16 protein-coding genes and 2 rRNA genes are annotated in these 19,116 nt (G+C 38.7%); 4 read left to right on the top strand and 14 right to left on the bottom strand.

What is annotated here, in order from left to right; genetic code table 11:
* The first annotated feature begins 3 nt into the window (after nucleotides 1–3).
* Together argH and FC748_RS20485 are read left to right on the top strand one after the other, a co-directional pair.
* The gene (argH, locus tag FC748_RS20480) at nucleotides 4–1,518 is read left to right on the top strand and encodes an argininosuccinate lyase (protein ID WP_024360801.1); all 1,515 of its coding nucleotides are present in this window, start codon (nucleotides 4–6) and stop codon (nucleotides 1,516–1,518) included.
* Nucleotides 1,515–2,462: an N-acetylglucosamine kinase gene (locus tag FC748_RS20485; protein WP_108031183.1), complete on the top strand. Its 948-nt coding sequence runs from the start codon at nucleotides 1,515–1,517 to the stop codon at nucleotides 2,460–2,462. The genes argH and FC748_RS20485 overlap by 4 nt, the downstream gene beginning before the upstream one ends.
* Before the next feature lie 220 nt (nucleotides 2,463–2,682).
* On the opposite strand, the gene FC748_RS20490 is transcribed toward FC748_RS20485, so the two are convergent.
* The 4 genes from FC748_RS20490 to FC748_RS20505 form a co-directional block, all read right to left on the bottom strand.
* A complete protein-coding gene (locus FC748_RS20490; RefSeq protein ID WP_024360803.1) occupies nucleotides 2,683–3,975 on the bottom strand; it encodes a transglutaminase domain-containing protein in 1,293 nt (430 codons plus the stop codon).
* A 145-nt stretch (nucleotides 3,976–4,120) separates the two neighbouring features.
* A complete protein-coding gene (locus FC748_RS20495) occupies nucleotides 4,121–5,272 on the bottom strand; it encodes a transglutaminase domain-containing protein (protein ID WP_025218346.1) in 1,152 nt (383 codons plus the stop codon).
* 375 nt (nucleotides 5,273–5,647) lie between these two features.
* A complete protein-coding gene (locus tag FC748_RS20500; RefSeq protein ID WP_024360805.1) occupies nucleotides 5,648–5,908 on the bottom strand; it encodes a metal-sensitive transcriptional regulator in 261 nt (86 codons plus the stop codon).
* Between the two features lie 101 nt (nucleotides 5,909–6,009).
* A complete protein-coding gene (locus FC748_RS20505) occupies nucleotides 6,010–6,708 on the bottom strand; it encodes a glycosyltransferase family 2 protein (protein WP_029747046.1) in 699 nt (232 codons plus the stop codon).
* Nucleotides 6,709–6,870: 162 nt separating this feature from the next.
* On the opposite strand from FC748_RS20505, the gene FC748_RS20510 reads away from it, so the two are divergent.
* Entirely contained in the window at nucleotides 6,871–8,808 is a 1,938-nt protein-coding gene (locus FC748_RS20510; protein WP_229388179.1) for an SEL1-like repeat protein, read from the top strand.
* A gap of 149 nt (nucleotides 8,809–8,957) precedes the next feature.
* Here FC748_RS20510 and FC748_RS20515 read toward each other — a convergent pair whose 3' ends face one another.
* From FC748_RS20515 to aceA, 8 genes are all read right to left on the bottom strand, one after another.
* Nucleotides 8,958–9,362: a hypothetical protein gene (locus FC748_RS20515; protein ID WP_024360807.1), complete on the bottom strand. Its 405-nt coding sequence runs from the start codon at nucleotides 9,360–9,362 to the stop codon at nucleotides 8,958–8,960.
* Between the two features lie 72 nt (nucleotides 9,363–9,434).
* Complete coding sequence (locus FC748_RS20520; RefSeq protein ID WP_108031185.1) at nucleotides 9,435–10,805, bottom strand: HAMP domain-containing sensor histidine kinase; 1,371 nt, start codon at nucleotides 10,803–10,805, stop codon at nucleotides 9,435–9,437.
* On the bottom strand, nucleotides 10,802–11,476 hold the full coding sequence (locus tag FC748_RS20525; protein WP_108031187.1) for a response regulator transcription factor: 675 nt from the start codon (nucleotides 11,474–11,476) through the stop codon (nucleotides 10,802–10,804). Before FC748_RS20525 ends, FC748_RS20520 begins: the two co-directional genes overlap by 4 nt.
* An 82-nt stretch (nucleotides 11,477–11,558) precedes the next feature.
* Nucleotides 11,559–12,656, bottom strand: coding sequence for a DUF1648 domain-containing protein (locus FC748_RS20530; RefSeq protein WP_108031189.1), 1,098 nt, complete (start codon nucleotides 12,654–12,656; stop codon nucleotides 11,559–11,561).
* 1 nt (nucleotide 12,657) lies between these two features.
* A complete protein-coding gene (locus FC748_RS20535) occupies nucleotides 12,658–13,053 on the bottom strand; it encodes a GntR family transcriptional regulator (protein WP_024360811.1) in 396 nt (131 codons plus the stop codon).
* A gap of 275 nt (nucleotides 13,054–13,328) precedes the next feature.
* A complete protein-coding gene (locus FC748_RS20540) occupies nucleotides 13,329–14,501 on the bottom strand; it encodes a pyridoxal-phosphate-dependent aminotransferase family protein (RefSeq protein ID WP_108031191.1) in 1,173 nt (390 codons plus the stop codon).
* Nucleotides 14,502–14,772: 271 nt separating this feature from the next.
* Complete coding sequence (gene aceB / locus FC748_RS20545; RefSeq protein WP_024360813.1) at nucleotides 14,773–16,371, bottom strand: malate synthase A; 1,599 nt, start codon at nucleotides 16,369–16,371, stop codon at nucleotides 14,773–14,775.
* A 99-nt stretch (nucleotides 16,372–16,470) separates the two neighbouring features.
* Nucleotides 16,471–17,754 carry an isocitrate lyase gene (gene aceA, locus FC748_RS20550; protein ID WP_025218341.1) on the bottom strand — a complete coding sequence of 428 codons (1,284 nt, stop codon included), beginning with the start codon at nucleotides 17,752–17,754 and terminating at the stop codon, nucleotides 16,471–16,473.
* 214 nt (nucleotides 17,755–17,968) lie between these two features.
* Here aceA and FC748_RS20555 point away from each other — a divergent pair, with 214 nt between their 5' ends.
* Nucleotides 17,969–18,640 carry a LytR/AlgR family response regulator transcription factor gene (locus FC748_RS20555; RefSeq protein WP_024360815.1) on the top strand — a complete coding sequence of 224 codons (672 nt, stop codon included), beginning with the start codon at nucleotides 17,969–17,971 and terminating at the stop codon, nucleotides 18,638–18,640.
* An 81-nt stretch (nucleotides 18,641–18,721) separates the two neighbouring features.
* On the opposite strand, the gene rrf is transcribed toward FC748_RS20555, so the two are convergent.
* Together rrf and FC748_RS20565 are read right to left on the bottom strand one after the other, a co-directional pair.
* Nucleotides 18,722–18,837: ribosomal RNA gene (gene rrf / locus FC748_RS20560) — 5S ribosomal RNA — on the bottom strand.
* 66 nt (nucleotides 18,838–18,903) lie between these two features.
* Nucleotides 18,904–19,116, bottom strand: a 23S ribosomal RNA gene (locus FC748_RS20565); the annotation flags it as partial.

A 19,116-nucleotide genomic window follows, 5' to 3' on the forward strand; every position in this document is an offset into this window, starting at 1 on the left:
ATTATGTTTGAAGATTTCCGTAACAAAATTCAGCAAGAGGATGGAATAATTTTTCCTTCGAATATTTACCGGAAAATTGTATTGCAACCGGCTTATGATGAAGCAAAGAAAAATTTTTTAACGATTATGCTTCAAATTAATATTGCCCATTTAAAAATGCTAGAAGAACAAGGACTTGTAAAAAAAGAAGAAGCGAAGCAAATTGCTTTGGCACTGAAAAAACTAGATTTGAACTATTATCGAATAGAAGATTACAGCCCGCAATACGAAGATTTATTTTTCCGCATTGAAAATAAATTAATTGAACTTGCTGGTGATGTTGCCGGAAATCTTCATATCGGTAGAAGTCGGAATGATATGGGGATTGCCATTTATCGAATGACATTGCGCAAAAAATTATTAATGCTTATGGGAGAATTGCTTAAATTACGCGGTGATTTAATTGCAGCTGCCGAGGAGCATATTGATACGATAATGATTGGCTATACACATACGCAACAAGCTCAACCGACCACTTTTGCCCATTATTTAAAAGCTGTTATTGATCAGCTAGATCGTGATTTTGAGCGCATGCAGCATTGCTATAAAACAATAAATCGGAGCAGTATGGGGGCAGCCGCCTTAACGACAACAGGCTTTAACATTAGTCGTGAGCGTATGCGAGACTTATTAGCTTTTGACGATATTATTGAAAATGCATGGGATGCGGTTGCTGGAGCTGATTATATTGCTGAAACAGCAAGTATTGTGCAACTTGCGGCACTGAATCTTGGCCGTACATCACAAGACTTTTTACTATGGGCTACGCAGGAATTCAACGCCTTTACACTTGCAAGTCCATACGTTCAAATTAGCTCTATTATGCCTCAAAAGCGAAACCCTGTGTCCATTGAGCATACGCGCTCATTACTATCTGCGGTTGTTGGAGATGCAAGTACAGTGCTACAAATGGTACATAATACACCGTTTGGTGATATTGTTGATACAGAGGACGATATGCAACCGTATTTATGGCGAGCGATGGATCGATTAATAGGTATATATAAATTATTTGGCTCGCTTGTTGTCACAATGGATGTCAACAAGAAAAAGCTTCGAAACCGTGCAGAAAATAGCTTTGCCAATGTAACAGAACTTGCTGATACGTTAGTGCGTTCGGAAGGTATTTCATTTCGCCAAGCCCATAGTATCGTAAGTAAATGTATTAAAGTATTGCTTGCTCACGGTGAAGAATCATTGGCAAGTCTTACGTGGGGATTAGCCAATACACAAGCCAAATTGGTTACTGGCAAACCGTTAGTTATTTCTGAAGAAGATTTCTACCATACTTTAAAACCCGAGTTCTTCGTAAATGTCCGAACATTACTAGGTGGTCCCTCACCTGAAACGATGCGGGCTTCGATCGAACGTTCGAAGGCACAAGCCAATACCTTACTTGAGTGGATTCAACAGAAAGAATTAGCTATTACAGAGGCGGAGAAGCAATTAATTTTGTTTATAGAGGAATGGGATCAATGAATAAATGGCTACTAATAATAGACGGTGGTGCAACTAAAACGGCATGTGCCATCGTACATGCCGAGTCAGGTGAAATTCAATATACAACAACAATGGGCGGATCCAATTATCAGGCGATCGGCATAGAGTCTGCAACAGAAATACTACGAGCGTTATTAAGCAAAGCTCGTGTATTTTTGCAGGAACAAGCTATCTCTAAAATCGCCGTCGCCACGTTTGCTATGGCTGGAATTGATTCTCCAAAGGATCATCAAAATGTGACCGCAATGGTTCATGAGGCAATTACAGCGGAACAGCTAGATATCCATACGTTAATCGTCGAAAATGATGCACAAGCTACTTTATTAGGTGTCACTGAAGGACAAGCAGGTGCGCTACTAATCGCAGGAACAGGGGCTATTGCCTATGCATTCGATGGGCAACAAATTGCCCGCACTGGTGGTTGGGGCCATCGTGCGGGCGATGAAGGAAGTGGCTATTGGCTTGGGCAGGAAGTCATACGTGCCATTTTTCGGATGGAAGATGGCCGAGGGGAAGCGACGCTATTAAAAGATGCTGTGTATAACTATTTACGTATTCAGGATGTCACCGAGCTCGCAGCATGGTTATTCCGCCCTTCTTATACAAATGCACAATTAGCCAAAATGGGGGCATTTTTGGCCGATGCCGTTGCCAAAAAAGATACATGTGCTATTCAAATATCCACTCAGGCAGCCCATGAATTAGTGCTCCTTGCTTGTGCGGTACTAAAAAAAATCAGTTATCAAGGCCAACCATTTAACTTTTATTGTAATGGGGGTGCTATCAAACATAACCCTCTGATTTTAAAAATATTTTCACAAGAAATGACTTCAATGTATCCGAGAATTAATGTTTCCTTATGTCAACATCAGCCAATATCTTATATTATCAATCGTTCAAAAAGGGCGTATGACAATTTGTAATATCCCACGCCCCCAAGTATCGACAAAGAGGCTGGGACATAACAACGGCGCAGCAAAAAGGTGTTAGATTGACTACCATCAATCTAACACCTTTCTCTTTTATCCCAGTCCCTTTGTTATTTTTTTAGCCTTTTAATAGCTTGAACAAAATATGATTGAAGTAAAGAGTGGCATCCTACTGTAAACTGCGTAGCCAGCAACAGTAATGACTGCATTTAAATTATAGTTGCATTTTCTTTAGTTCATTCGTCATGAAATATAAATAACCGTCCTTAATAAATAAATCTTTCGTGTCTTCCTTATTCAGCAGTTGTTCGCCACTTCCATCGGGGCGAATTTTCGTTAAATAAGCACCATGTGAATAATTACTAAAGTATAGCCATCCATCTGCATAAACGATATATTGTGCACGCGTTTTCGTGACACGCTGTGCTTTGCCTGTAGTCATATCAAGCACATATAATCTATTGTCATCAGAAATACTGCTATAGAATAGTTGATTTCCTACCTGTGCAGGAAAATCAATATCTTGATAATAGCTATAAGCGGTACTTGTTGCTTTCGGATAATCGTCTGCTATCCATGTGTGATCGCGTGCCATCGTGCGATCATCCACTAAAAAGTATTGATATCTTATAGCCCCTTTACGATCAGGCACCGGATCATTCCACGTTGTATCAAGATGATACCATTGACCGTCGAGTTTTACTAAATTCCAAGCATGGCCTTCTTGACCGACATAACCCACAATATATTTTGTCTCGAAACCAAGTTTTTGCAACATTGAGTGTGCTAATAACGCATAGCCCTGACAAACACCACCATGCTCGGCCAGCACCGTATAGGCACTATGTGGGCTTGACTTTGTTTGCTCAGTATAAGCTGTATTGGCTACTATATAATCATTTACTGCTTTAATCTTTTCTACATCGGTTTTCGCGTTTTTTGCAATCGTAGCAACGATCTCTTGCGCATTCATCTCTACATAAGCCGCTTGCTCCGGTGTCATTAAATAGCTTTGTTCTCCAAAAATCTTAGCAGTTTTTTTACCATATTCAAAGCGTATGGAATGCTTACTAATATGACCATAGACATAATCGTCTCGTTTAATGGCACTATCATAAGCCTCCTCCACAATTTTCTCGATTCGTTGCGTACTTCCTTTATATTGAATTTCAAAGCTAGGCGAAAAACTACTATAGTAGGCGTACATTGCATCCGCCATTTCCTTCGCATTAGTGACAACAAGCTTTGTTTCAGGCTGCTTTACAACTGGAGCAGTGACCGCTAGCTCTTGGTTCTTTACATCTTCAGGGTTGGCTGTTTGAATTGAGGCATCTTCTGAAAATTTGGTGGTAACATCAACAATTTTTTCTTTTGTTGCTAGTAGCATCGTTTCGATGTCATCATTATTTGCCCAAGTTACGACTTGCTTAACTGTCGCTTTACCCGCTGTATAGATTGGTTCCATAAAAACGATAAATATTACTATAATCGCTAGCTTCTTCCACAAAAATCTTCACCTCACACAGTTTCACTACTTTCATTATATACAAAAAAAGCACAAAGAACTCATTTAAGAGTCCTTTTGTGCTTATAAATAATATATGCATTCAACAGGTAATCTAGAAACGTCCTGTTGTTTCGTCCACTGCATACTAGTTCATTTTTTGCTTTTGTTCTTTACCGTTAACTTTATACACTAAATAACCGCTACCAATCATTAAATCCGTTACAGATTGTTTCACTACTACATTTGTTTTTAATGTTTTAAGATTTAGTTTTGTTAAGTAGCCGCTATTACTATAATCGCTATAATAAAGATAATCGCCAGCGCCTGTAATGTACAGTGCACGAGTATCAATCACCTTCGTCTTCTTACCACTTACTAAGTCAAGTTTATACAACTTATCATTATCCGCTGTATTGCTGAAGTATAAAGTATTTTGGATTTGGTGTGCAAAATGTACATTTTGCATGAAATTATAGGTAGTACTTGTGGCCGCAGGATAATCTGTAGTAATCCAAGTATGGTCTTTGTTTAGTTGTGCATCGGTTACAAGGAAGTAATCATAGGAAGATGCCCCTATTCGATTTGGTAACGGATCATTCCAAGTTGTATCCAGATGATACCACTTGCCATCAAGCTTCACCATATTCCAGGCATGTGCTTCAGTGCCATTCACATAACCTACTACATATTTTGTTTCAATCCCTGCCTGCTCTAGCATTTTATAAGCTGATAACGCATAGCCCTGACATACAGCTTGTCCTTCGAATAGTAAAGCGTAAGCGCTATGGGGACTTGCTTTCGTTTTTGTACCATAAGTAGTATTTGACACAATATAATCATTAATAGCCTTTACTTTTTGAAACGGTGTCATAGAAGGCTTAATAATCGTCTTTAAAATGCTATCAATCTTCTTTTGTACAGCAGCTTCTTGTGTGGCATTTGTAAAGTATTTTACTTTATAGGTTACATTCCCGACAGAGTCAGCAGACATTGAAATGCTTTGAAGATGACCACTAGCATACGTAGCTTGTTGCTGCGCCTTTTCAAATGCCTCCATAAACTTGTCCATATCCGTCATTGAACCACTATATGTAACTTTAATTTCAGTCGCAAAATTATTAAGTTGCTTTGCTATTTCTTTTGTTAATTGATCAACAGTTGCTATCTTCGTACTAGCCATCGCATTGTATACAATCGGTGCAGGAGTGTTTAATGGTTGAGTCTGTGCACTTTGTGCATTGGCTACAGTTGGGCTTAACATCAACAATGTGGCACTGCTTAATAACCATTTTTTCAAGATAGATTCACCTTCTCTTATATAATATCTTTATATTAATTATAAAAGAAAATGCAACTTTAAATCTATCATACAAGTTCACTACATACGACTTTTTTCTACAATATTTCATTCCAATAATTAGGTTTTTACACCTACCTTTACTATAAATCTACTAAATTAAAGTAATTTTTTGCAAAATTCATCAATTCACTTCTTTTAGACTACTAAGACCTGTAAGACGACACAAGCCCCGCTACATCGACTTTTATTGAAAAACGAATTCATCGAGCCTTCAAGAGGCTTACCGTTGTCCAATGAAAAGTGAAGAAGCAGAGCTTGTCGATTTAACAATAATTCATTTTAATTTTATGCTTTTTATATTAGCCTTAACAATCAACGGCTTTTAACAACTAAATTAACCGCTTCTTGAATCAATTCATTCATTTTCTCGCCGTCACCTTCCGCATTTTGGACACATTCCAACAGATTCGTACTTACAATGACACCTACTGTACGATCTACTGCTGAACGCACTGCTGATAATTGCGTAATAACAGCCTTACAATCCTTTTCTTCTTCCATCATTTTTAAAATACCGCGTAGCTGACCTTCCATGCGCTTTACACGATTTTTTACTTGATCTGAATATTCCACATTCATTACCCCTTCTTTTTATACTCGCGACGTCCAGTTGAGTAATTATTATTCTTATCCTAGCACAAAATATAAGAAATAAACCTGCCACATCATTCTTGCTAAGGTTTTAAATATTTTATAAGCATTTTAGTCATTACAGTACCTGCATTTGTTAGTTCATCGTATTGCATAATTGAATTCTTTTTTATGCGTAGCTGACCAATTTCTACTTCGAAGATGGGACATTTTCTTCTTAGAGCGACGACAAGCATATTTGTATCGTAGTCAAAACGATCACCTTGCACTTTAATAAGCCATGGTAACTCATTGATTGCTATGTAACGCAAACCTGTTTGTGTATCCATCAATTTTTTATGGAATAGTAATTCAAACAACAAACTAGTCGCTCGATTTCCCCAATAGGAAAAAAATGTACTATCCGAAGAATGAAAATTTCGTATGCCTAGCACAATACCTTCTGAAAAAACTTTTGTCATGTTCAATACTAGTTTGATATCTTGTAACGTATGTTGCCCATGTGCACCTACTGTTAATACACCATGAAACTTCACACGTTTAGACCATACATAGGAGAATGCAGTTTTTAATGCGCCTCCCTTTCCAATATTGTGTTCATGCTGAAGAACCTTGCAGCTATCTATTTTCTTTAACTCTTCAAAAATACTTGTATATTTTTGATCGCTACCGTCATTCACAATAATAACTTGGGAAATGGAGGTAGCTAATAATTGATGTACGAATGTTACAAATGATTGTTGCGGATTATATGTTGGAATAATTGCTGCAATGTTTTTCATCAATTAAACAATCCCCCCAATAACTATAAACAAACTCTTATATCAAATAGTAACATGGAATGTCGACAATTCAACCGATGATTTCATTGTAAAAACATCAATAACTTTAATATTTTCCCGATATATGAAAAAAGGCTGCTACCGTGAATTGGTTAAGAAGAGGTGAGTACAATCGTTATACAATATGAAATCCTACATGAACAATGTAAAAAGTTACACATATTATCGTTTACGCATTTAGCAGAAAGTCTAGAAGAAGCTAGCACTCATGCTATATCTCAACCTTCCATCTCCTTACATAAGTCACGCCTCGTTGTCGAGGAGATTGTTTATGACTTTTACGAGCTGGAAATGCACGCCAAACCTAAAATAAAAAATATGCGAACACTATTAAATAATCGTACGTTTATAGCAAAAATACATCCACGTCGCATTTATTTATTAATGGAACTTGTCCTAAAAATGACAAGTACTAGCAATAATGACATTGTTGAAGCAAAAGCCGCCAAAATTGTCCTCGATTATGTTAGTGATATCGTTGAATGGTTTATTCATCGTTATGATCGGAAACTTAAAATGTCCATGTCCTCGCGAAAAGGCGCTAAATTTGAAGATATTTTGCCGCCAATCGATACGAAGACGCTGGATCACTACTCTGCGAAGGACTATGAACATGCGGCTAATTGGTTTGAATTAGCTGCTAAAAAAGGCAATGCAAGTGCACAATACAATTTAGGCTTCCTTTATAATCATGGTCGTGGCGTCCAAAAAGATTATATAGCTGCCAAAACATGGTATGAGAAAGCAGCCGCACAACAAGATGCGAACGCACTTTATAGTCTCGGCGTGCTTTACCATTTAGGGCAAGGTGTTGTACAAAATTATGAAGAGGCTGCAAGATATTATAAATGTGCTGCAGATTTAGGAAATGCCGATGCACAGTACAATCTAGGTGTACTTTATAATCAAGGGCTGGGGCTTCCTGTTAATTTTACAGAGGCCGCAAAATGGTATATTTCAGCTGCCAATCAAGGTAACACTAGTGCACAAAATAATCTCGGCTTTCTTTACCATAATGGGACTGGTGTGCAACAAAGCTTTGAGGAAGCGATAGCCTATTTTGAAATGGCAGCACTTGCTGGAGATGCAAGCGCGCAATACAACCTTGGGTATATGTATCTTAAAGGTCGTGGTATCTCACAAAATATGGAGGAAGCTGCGAGATGGTTCCATTTAGCTGCTCTTCAAGACCATACCAATGCCGAATTTCAATTAGCGATGCTATACAATTCAGGATTAGGTATACAGCAGGATCACGTTGAAGCAATGAAATGGTTTAAACTTGCTGCTCATAACGGACATACCAATGCGCAATATTGCCTTGGTATCCTCTACCAAAAGGAGAAGGATAACACACGAGCAGAAAGTTGGTTACAACTTGCCGCTGACAGTGGTCATATTAGTGCTGGCTACGAGTTGGGGCTTCTTTATGTCTATCAACTTCAACAGCCCGATAAAGCATTACCCTATTTTAAAATGGCTGCTGACAAAGGCTATGCTGATGCTCAATTCGAGCTAGGGCTTCTTTATGCAAAAGGGACAGGTGTTACATTGAATTATACTGAAGCAGTGAGATGGTGGAGAGCTGCAACCGACCAATCCCATATTCAGGCGGAGTATCAGCTAGGATTATTATATGAACAGGGTTTAGGTGTTCCCCAAGACTTAGATGAAGCTCGACGTTGCTATAGGCTTGCCGCTCTTCAAGGGCATTCAGGTGCGCAATATCAACTTGGTAATTTATTTGATAAGGGGAAAGGTGTAAAGCAAGATTTTACAGAGGCTGCAAAATGGATTGAACAAGCAGCGAGTAAAGGACATGCTAAAGCTCAATTCCAGTTAGCCCAAATGCATAGTCATGGACAAGGTGTGCCTAAAGATTTTGCCAAAGCAGCACAACTTTATCGACTTGCTGCCAATAAGGGACATCAAAAAGCGCAATTTCAGCTTGGTATGCTTTATAAAAAAGGACAAGGCGTTGCTCAAGATTATAATGAGGCAACACGTTGGCTAAAAAAATCTTTAGAACATTTAACATAAGTGCGTCCTGAGGCGAACTAGTGCGAGTCGTACTTGTAAAAAAGAGTACCTATAAGAAATGGTCTGTAAAAATAAAAATGGAGGCAAACTCAAATTTTATTGAATTTGCCTCCATGCTAACCGCGTTAGTTATTGACGCGGTTTTTATATTAGTTTTTCATTTCTTCTTTTTGATTAATCATAAATGTTACAACGATAAATAGCGCAAAACTAATTAATAAAGTTGTACCACCGACAATAAAGAAAACTAAAGTCAATGTATGATTAAAGTTGAATGGATTAATATTGTAGAACCACATTCCAAGTGTTAAGCCGAAGACGCCAATAATTGCCGTCCAGCCGTGTAATGTCACTAACTTTTGTGATTTTACTTTAAAGGCACGGTAGAAAATCCCCCATGCAAACATACTTAACCAACCAACAAGTAAAACGTGTGCGTGAATTGGTCGAAACTCATAACTTCCTGACCCTGACATATGCGAACCTAAATACGTACCCACCAATGCGAAAATCGCAGCGAGTCGAATAAGACGTATACTCCATTTTTGCTCCATACGATAACTCCTCCAAGTTTTAACTTACGTAGAAGTTTATCGTTTGAATATGAACTTTACATGAACTCCATATTACAATTTTGGTAGGTGTATACAAACACTTGTCCCTTCGTTCATAGCACTTTCCATTTGCACTTTACCACCGTGCAATTCAATAATTTGTTTAACAATTGCAAGACCGAGACCTGTCCCCTGTTTCGTTCTAGACTCGTCAGCTCTATAAAAACGGTCATATACCTTTTGCAATTGTTCTGTAGTCATACCAATGCCGCTATCCTTTACTAATACCTCTACAAAAGTCGTTTGTTCCTGAAGTTGGATATGAATGTCTCCACCATTAACATTATATTTAATGGCGTTTGTTAATAAATTATCCCAGACATTTTGCAATAGACTTGCATCGCCATTATAAATTACTGGCTCAATCTGATACGATAATTGCACATTCGCTTCCTCTAACTGCCAACGATATTTTCGCACTGTTTCCTTCAATTGCTCATCTAACGGATACGGTTCTCGCTTTAACATTCTGGTAGATTGATCGAGTGATGTCAGCAATAATAGTTGCTTTGTCAATGTCGAAAGTCGCTTTGTTTCTAGCTCTATAATCGTTGCGTATTCTTGCCGTTCAGGTTCTGCAAGCGTAGGATTTTTCAATAAATCGACATACCCTTGAATATTCAATAACGGGGATTGAAAGTCATGGGATACATTACTTATAAACTGTTTTCGCATTCTGTCATTTTCCTGTAGTTTTTCTGTCATGACATTAAAACTATCCGCCAGTTGTCCAATTTCATCTGCTCGGTCAATTTCAAGCAACGTATCAAACTTTTCATGGGCAAGTTGATGAGTTGCTTCGGTTAACTTTGTAATCGGACGAATAAGTGCCTTTGCAAATAATAACATGGCAAGTAAGCTCATCACCGCCATCCCAAGAATGAGACCACCTAATAACGTATGAGCCTCTGAGAACAAGAATCGAATATCTGGTCGAATAAACAATGCATATTGCTCGTTATGATACGTAAAGGGTACACCAATAGTATTTATTAACTCATTCGCAAAAAAGCCTGTCATAAAAGTCTCTTTTGGAAAATCCCGCATCCCATGATAGACTTCCCCATCTAATACTTGCTGGATAATATCAGTGGGCAATTTCTTATCTCGGTATTCGCCACCAAAAAAACGATGTTCCTCTCCAGTTGTAACATATATTTGATACCCAATATCGCCAAGCGTTGTTAAATAATTATCTAAATCCATTTCTTTCGCTGATTCAATATAGTCGGCAATATCTTGTGCAATCGCAACGTTTTTTGCATCATTTTTTTCTTTAGTCACTTGGTGATAATATGTATTCGTCATTAAAAATCCAATACATAAACTGCCAATCATAATGAGCATTGTCGTGATAACAAATTTACTATATAACGTCTTCATGGTGCACTTACCTCAAGCTTATAACCGACACCACGCACCGTTGTAATTTCGACATCTGTATTGTAACGATGCAATCGCTCGCGAATCCGCTTCACATGTGTATTTAATGTTTGTTCATCACCTTCATAGTCGTAACCCCATACTTGCTCCATAATAATGCTCCGTGTAAATACTTGATTTGGACGAGAGGCAAGTAGCGCTAACAGCTCAAACTCTTTTAAAGGTAACAGAAGCGTGTCACCACCAATTGTAACCTCAAAGCTACGGCGATCAATTTCAAGCTTACCCACCTGTATCGTTACTTGGTTTGTTTTATCAAGCCTACGCAAAATAGCCGCAATACGAAACAGTAATTCCTTTGGCTCGAACGGCTTAACGACATAGTCATCCGAACCTGCTAAAAAGCCTCGCTCCTTATCTTCAAGCTCTCCCTTAGCCGTTAATAACAGCACAGGGATATCATAATCCTTACTTAAAATTTCTGTTAACTTAAAACCATCCATTCCGGGCATCATAACATCCACTACTGCCAAATCGGGCATATTTCCATCCAGCAATTGCAAAGCTTGTTCCCCATTCTCTGCCTGCATGACTTGATAGCCTTCGCGAGTTAAATAAATATTCACTAACTGTAAAATATGCACATCATCATCGACAACTAAAATTTTCATTCCCTCTTGCCTCCGTTCAATATACTAGCGCCCTCCACCCTAAATTATCAGAATTGTTTGGACATTGTTTAGGTGACTGGCACTAAAAAGAAATTATAGAAATCAGCAGCAATATCAGCAGTGGTAAAACAATGACAATATAGCCTCTTGGATTTGCAAAATTCATTGTCCAGCCTACACCAAAACGTTTTTCTACAAAAACAGATGGGTCCTGACGATTCATATAAATAAGACCGCCTTTCCAGTAACGATCCTCATCAATATCCATTAACTCTGACACCACATTATCTTCATATTTCAACCGTAATTGTCGCTTTTTCCATGCATAAACTAGCACTGAACCTAAAATTAAAAATAGAAATGCAATAAAGAATGGTAATAGTTTATTGCCTTCAGCCATTGAAGGATAAATATTACTTAGCTGTAGTATGGTCAATAATGCGGTTAAACTATAGCTAATCAATGCTATATTCCAGCTCATAAACTTTCGTGTTTTTAATTCATTTTCTAATGACTCCCGCTGACGATTAATAGACATGCGAATAGCCGAACGCTTAAGTGAATCTGCAGTGCCCCACATCATACATTGCATCATCAACATAACTAGTGGTAATGAAATCGCAATAAAATAGGTTTTTTCTCGCCATGCATCCGCCGCTCCACTTGGTCCCCAATGCACCGCTACAGCATTTGGTATTTGACTATAATGTAATAATGTGAAAATAATAAGAAAAATCGTAACGCCTATCGGCACCACATAGAAGGGCCATGGAAGCATTTCATCACGACTACGAGCAGTTAAATCAACTGCTCGCACCTGTTTTATATTCATGCCCCATTGCTCGCGTATTTTCAACTTCATCACTTTCTGATGGTTTAACCAGTATAACACCATACTAATCGCCAGCATGCCAAATAAACAGCTTAGTAAAAGGATGCCTTGTGCACTTTCAGAAGGTGCAAGCGACCAGTTAAGCATTAGCATAAATATTAAAATCAGCACGCCAAAAAGCCCTACTGTTTGCGCATATCGTTTTTTCGCAAGAGCTAATGCAGAATGCTTTATATTTTGTTCTGGTACAGTAACACCAAATACAATAGTCTCACGTACAATATAAGGGACAAAAACTTGCATAGCTAATGTCATCACATACATTATTGTAAAAATACCTAGTAGCATGCTACACCCCTTCTGCTGGCAGTTGCAAGTCAGCGAATACCTTTTTCATCATGTGCTCAATTTGATCCACTGTTGCACCGAGCACCATTCCTTCTGCCACAACAGGCTTTAAATTTTTTTCAATCTGCTGCAACTGTTCAGGCGTTAATGCACGCTCCTCCGTTGAACGAATAATTGCTCCTGATTTAGCACGAATCGTTATAATGCCCTTCGCCTCAAGTTCATGGTAACTCTTATTAACCGTATGCATATTGACACCTAAATCGGCTGCTAAACTTCGTACCGACGGCAATGTATCCCCCGGTCCCATGTCCCCTCTCGCAATACCCTCTATAATTTGCCGTGTAACCTGTTCATAGATAGGTACATTCGATAATGGCTCTATTTGAATAAACATCTAAATCAACTCCATATTTGTTATATAATAAGTATAACAAATAACCAATTTTATGCATAGAAAAAGGAGCTATTCTGTAAGGGCTTAAATTGTTTTGCAATGAACTTTCTTACAAGTACACTTTGCTTCTCATTATTTTTGTACAGATCGAAACTTTATTACTATCATCCCAAACATGCTTGCCGATTTTCTACTCTGAACCTTATTTGCAAGCGATTCTTAGGTTAAATAACAAAAAAGATGTCTCATGTACTTTTGAGACACCTTTTCTAATATTAATTCGTTCCTACTGCTAATTGTTCTCTTAAGCGTGCAACTGCTTCTTCTACTACTACTGCATGTCCTAATTCATTAAGTGATTCACCAATTCGTCTCACGGCTTGTTCAAGCATTGCGGGTGTTGTATTGCCCATATGCCCAATACGGAATGCTTTACCTGCTAAATGAGCCAAAGCCCCAGCAACAATTACACCTTTTTCAGCAAGCTTCGCACGGAACTTGGCATCCTCTACGCCCTCCGGATAGAGCATACAACTTAAAGTTGGAGCTGCTACTGTTTCGTCAGCTAGTGCTTTCATACCATACGTAGATAATGCTAAACGCATAGCGCGACCGTACGCTAGATGACGTGCCTCACGCTTAACAATACCTTCATCTAAAACCATCTTCATAGCAACATCATAAGCATAAATTAAATTTACAGGTGGTGTTGCAAAATATTTCCCTGGATCATTCATAACCGGAATCCAATTTTCTATATCACTATAGTATGCGGGTATCGTTCCTAGCGCTTCACGAGCCTTTAAGGCCGATTGATTAAAGGCGATAATGGCTAAACCTGGTGGTATCCCGATTGCTTTTTGTGAGCCAGTTAGTACAACATCTAATTTATAGTCAGGATGACCATATGTTTTATTCATATTTTCATCTAGCGCTGCTGTTGCGACAACACCATCTAAAATAATTAATGCCCCTGCACTTTTAATAATAGGTACCAATGCATCGAGATCCGAAGCGACGCCTGTAGATGTATCTGCATGTGTAATAGTGACTGCCTTATAATTAGCTTCAGCTAATTTTGCCTTTACTGTAGCTGGTTCAACTTGTTTTCCCCATTCTGCTTGTATCACGTCTACCTGAATACCATAAGCAGTTGCTAAAGGCGTAAAACGATCACCAAAATATCCGTGACTAATAACGAGTATTTTTTCTCCCTTACCCACAGTATTAACAATCGCCATTTCCATTGCTAGCGTTCCAGAACCTGCTAGTACAAACACTTCGCCATCCGTTTGGAATAGTTTTTTTGTTTGTGCTAATGCGTTTTTATAAATTGCCACAAAACGTGGATCTGTATGCCCACGAGTTTCGCTTGCCAAAGCATCATATATTTCCTCAACTACGGGTGTAGGACCAGGAATTAATAGTATTTCTTTATTAGTACTCATCTCTTTTCCCCCTCTAAATGATTTCTAAGTATAGAAAAATGCCTTACAAGCCCCCCATCAAAGCTTGTAAGACATCTTGCACCCCATTTTTAAATCTCAATACTTACGATTAATATAAGTAGACCCCTTTTATTAAACAGTGCTCATTTTTTGTAAGAAACGGAGGAACAGACTCCGTTCGTTACATTAGTTGGAATTAGTGAGCTGCATTCGAGTTCAGCCCACAGTGTTTAAGGAAAGTTAGATATGTTCGTTAGTAGATTTCTATCAATTAACTTAATTTTTCATAGCCTGGAAGTGTCAAGAATTCCACGAATTCATCTTGCTCAATTAAAGATTTAAACAGTTCAGCAGCTTCAGCATAGCGACCACTGTTATAGGCTTGTTCCCCAACAGCCTCTTTAATTTTCACAAGCTCTTCTTCCAATATTTCCAGCACAAATGCTAATGTAATACCACGCCCATCATCTAAAATACCCTTTGGATGACGAATCCATTGCCATACTTGTGTACGGGAGATTTCTGCAGTTGCAGCATCTTCCATCAAGTTGTTAATTGGTGCAGCTCCGTTGCCTCGTAACCAAGAAGCAATGTACTGAACTCCTACGCTACAGTTAATACGAAGACCTTCAAGGGTAATTGTCCCTTCTGGAACAGCTACTAAATCTTCAGCCTTTACATTCACATCTTCGCGTTTTTTATGGATTTGGTTTGGTGTTTTCATAATCGCATCAAACTGCTCCATAGCTGTTGCCACCATACCAGGGTGTGCTACCCAAGTTCCATCATGACCATCCGTTGCTTCACGACGTTTATCTTCCGCAACCTTTGCAAATGCTACTGCATTCGCCTCATCATCGCCTTTAACAGGTATTTGTGCAGCCATACCACCCATAGCAGGTGCGTTGCGCTTATGACATGTTTGGATACATAAAGACGTGTAAGCCTTCATAAATGGAACTGTCATTGTTACTTGACCACGATCAGGTAAAATCACATCAGGTTGATTGCGCAGGCGTTTAATGTAGCTGAAAATATAATCCCAACGACCACAATTTAGACCTGCTGAATGATCGCGAAGCTCGTATAAAATTTCATCCATTTCAAATGCAGCTAATATTGTTTCAATTAAAACTGTCGCTTTAATTGTACCTTGTGGAATACCAATATAATCTTGTGCAAAGATAAAGACATCATTCCACAAGCGAGCCTCTAAATGACTTTCTAACTTCGGTAGATAGAAGTATGGACCCGTGCCTTTTGCCAATGCATTTTTAGCATTGTGGAATAAATAAAGACCAAAATCGAAGAAACTACCTGAAACTGGCTCACCATCTACCAACACATGTTTTTCAAGTAAATGAAGACCACGTGGACGTACTAGTAATACCGCTGTTTCTTTATTTAATTTATACGTTTTACCGTTTGACGCTTGAGTAAATTCAATCGTCTTATTAATGGCATCACGCATATTAATTTGACCAGAAATCATGTTTTCCCAAGTAGGAGCTGAAGCATCCTCAAAGCAAGCCATGAACATTTTCGCACCAGAATTTAATGCGTTAATAACCATTTTGCGGTCTACTGGTCCAGTAATTTCTACGCGTCGATCTTGTAAATCTGCAGGCAGTGGCGCAATTGTCCAATCTCCCTCACGAATATGCTTTGTTTCTGGTAGGAAGTCGAGTTTCTCACCAGCATCTAGACGCTTCTGACGATCTTGACGAGCCTCTAAAAGCTCTTTACGACGAGCATCGAATTTTTCATGCAGGGCAAGAACAAACTCAAGGGCCTCCGGTGTTAAAACTTCTTTTGTTTGCTCGTTTTGTTGTCCAACAATTTTAAGCTTACCTGTAGTTGCCTGTTCCATTAGTAGTTCCCCCACCTCTCGTGATTTAAGTTTCCCCCGCTTAGGAGGTGCGAGGGAAACTTATCTATGATTATGAATTTAGGAATTAACGTAATCGAATTAAACGAATTGTTCTGTTTCTGTAGAACCAGCCATCGCTGTTGTTGAAGAAGTACCACCAGAAATAACTTGTGACACATCATCGAAGTAACCTGTACCTACTTCGCGTTGGTGACGAGTAGCTGTATAGCCTTTAGATTCAGAAGCAAACTCAGCTTGTTGAAGTTTAGAGTATGCAGCCATGCCGTTATCTTTATAGTCATGAGCTAACTCAAACATAGAGTGGTTTAATGCATGGAAGCCAGCTAATGTTACGAATTGGAATTTGTAACCCAATTTACCTAACTCACGTTGATATTCTGCAATCTCTTCTTCTGAAAGGTTTGCTTTCCAGTTAAATGAAGGTGAACAGTTGTAAGCAAGCATTTTACCAGGGAATTCAGCATGAATCGCCGCTGCGAACTCACGAGCTTCTTCAAGTGACGGCTTAGACGTTTCACACCAGATTAAATCTGCATATGGTGCGTAAGCTAGACCACGAGCAATCGCTTGTTTAATACCTGGTGTTGTACGGAAGAAGCCTTCTGGTGTACGTTCGCCAGTAATAAATTCAGCATCACGTGGGTCAATATCAGAAGTTACCATATCTGCAGCATCAGCATCTGTACGTGCGATTAAGATTGTATCTACGCCCATTACATCTGTTGCAAGACGAGCAGCAATTAAGTTACGAACTGCGTTTTGTGTAGGAAGTAATACTTTACCACCTAAGTGTCCACATTTTTTCTCAGAAGCTAATTGGTCTTCTAAATGCACACCAGCAGCTCCTGCTTCAATCATTCCTTTAACAAGTTCGAATACGTTTAAAGGACCACCGAAGCCAGCTTCAGCATCAGCTACGATTGGTGCAAACCAATCGAAATCGTCTACACGACCTTCAGCATGGTCGATTTGATCAGCGCGTTGTAGCGCTTGGTTGATACGTTTTACTACAGCTGGTACAGAGTTAGCTGGGTATAAAGATTGGTCAGGGTACATTTGACCTGAAAGGTTAGCATCAGCAGCTACTTGCCAGCCAGATAAGTAGATTGCTTTTAATCCTGCTTTTACTTGTTGAACCGCTTGATTACCAGTTAATGCACCTAATGCATTAATAAACGGTTCTTCGTGTAATGATTTCCAAAGTCGTTTAGCGCCTTTTGTTGCTAAAGTCTGTTCAATTACAACAGAACCTTGTAATTTAACTACCTCTTCAGCCGTATAAGCGCGTTCAATACCAGCCCAACGTGGGTTTTCTGCCCATTGTTTTTCTAAAGCTTGAATTTTTTCTTGACGTGTTGACATATTGAAATTCCACCTTCCCCTTTGTGTAAAATATACTCTGTTAAAAAACTTTTTAATTTCTGTTCCATAACAGGTTTATTTGTTGTAAATTAATATATAACAGTACATCTGAATTTTCACTATTTTTTGATAAAAGACCAAATTTTGATGATGAAACCGCTTTTTTAAGCGACAAAATTTGGTAAACTGTTTACAAACAAGGGGGCTATTCACAATGAAAAATGAAATCAATGCTGTACAAAAAAGTATTGCACAACAATTTATTACGATGTTACAAGACTGGATTCCACCCAACTCGTCCATCGCCATTGCTGTAGAGAACTCCTATATTTACTTTAACTCTGGATATCATGGTATTCATTTAGAAATAGGACGGCAAGTTGAACCAGGCAGTATTGCAGAGCAAGTATTGCGTACAAATAAACGTACAGACGCAATATTAGATAATACTCTATTTGGTACACCCTATTATGGTATTGGCTACCCAGTACATATTCAGGATACGCCAGCAGCATTAGTAGTTGTTTTACCTTCAACTTTTACTGCACAGAAATTGGAGCCTTATCAATTTTTAACAGGGAAACAGGAAGAAGAATGGACCCCTGTAGTAATCGATAAAATTTCTTATATTGAGAGCCTTCAGAAAAAAACTTGGTTTTATGTAGAAAAGGAACAATTTAAAACCAGTATTACACTTAAAGAATTACAAATGCGTTTACCTCCGTTTTTTATACGCATTCATAGATCCTATATAGTGAATATTCATTTCATAAAAAAAATGGCGCGTGATCTTACTTCGAATTTCATTGTTACTTTAAAAGATGGTACAGAATTACCTGTCAGCCAATCCTATCTTAATAACCTACGTAATGCGCTAGAATTTTAACAAAATAAAAACAGCTGCCTTCTGCAGCTGTTCAAATATTGACACAAAAAAACCTGAGAATAAATTCTCAGGTTTTTATTTGCCTAGCGACGTCCTACTCTCACAGGGGGAAGCCCCCAACTACCATCGGCGCTAAAGAGCTTAACTTCCGTGTTCGGTATGGGAACGGGTGTGACCTCTTTGCCATCATCACTAGACAGTATTTAATTGAAAGATTGTTCTTTCAAAACTGGATAAACGGTGCATTGAATGTTTCAAACTTTTTGGTTAAGTCCTCGATCGATTAGTATTCGTCAGCTCCATGTGTCACCACACTTCCACCTCGAACCTATCTACCTCATCGTCTTTGAGGGATCTTACTTACTTGCGTAATGGGAAATCTCATCTTGAGGGGGGCTTCATGCTTAGATGCTTTCAGCACTTATCCCCTCCACACATAGTTACCCACCGCTGCCTTTGGCAAGACACCTGGTACA

It is taken from the genome of Lysinibacillus sphaericus (genome assembly GCF_005217585.1).
GTDB lineage: Bacteria > Bacillota > Bacilli > Bacillales_A > Planococcaceae > Lysinibacillus > Lysinibacillus sphaericus.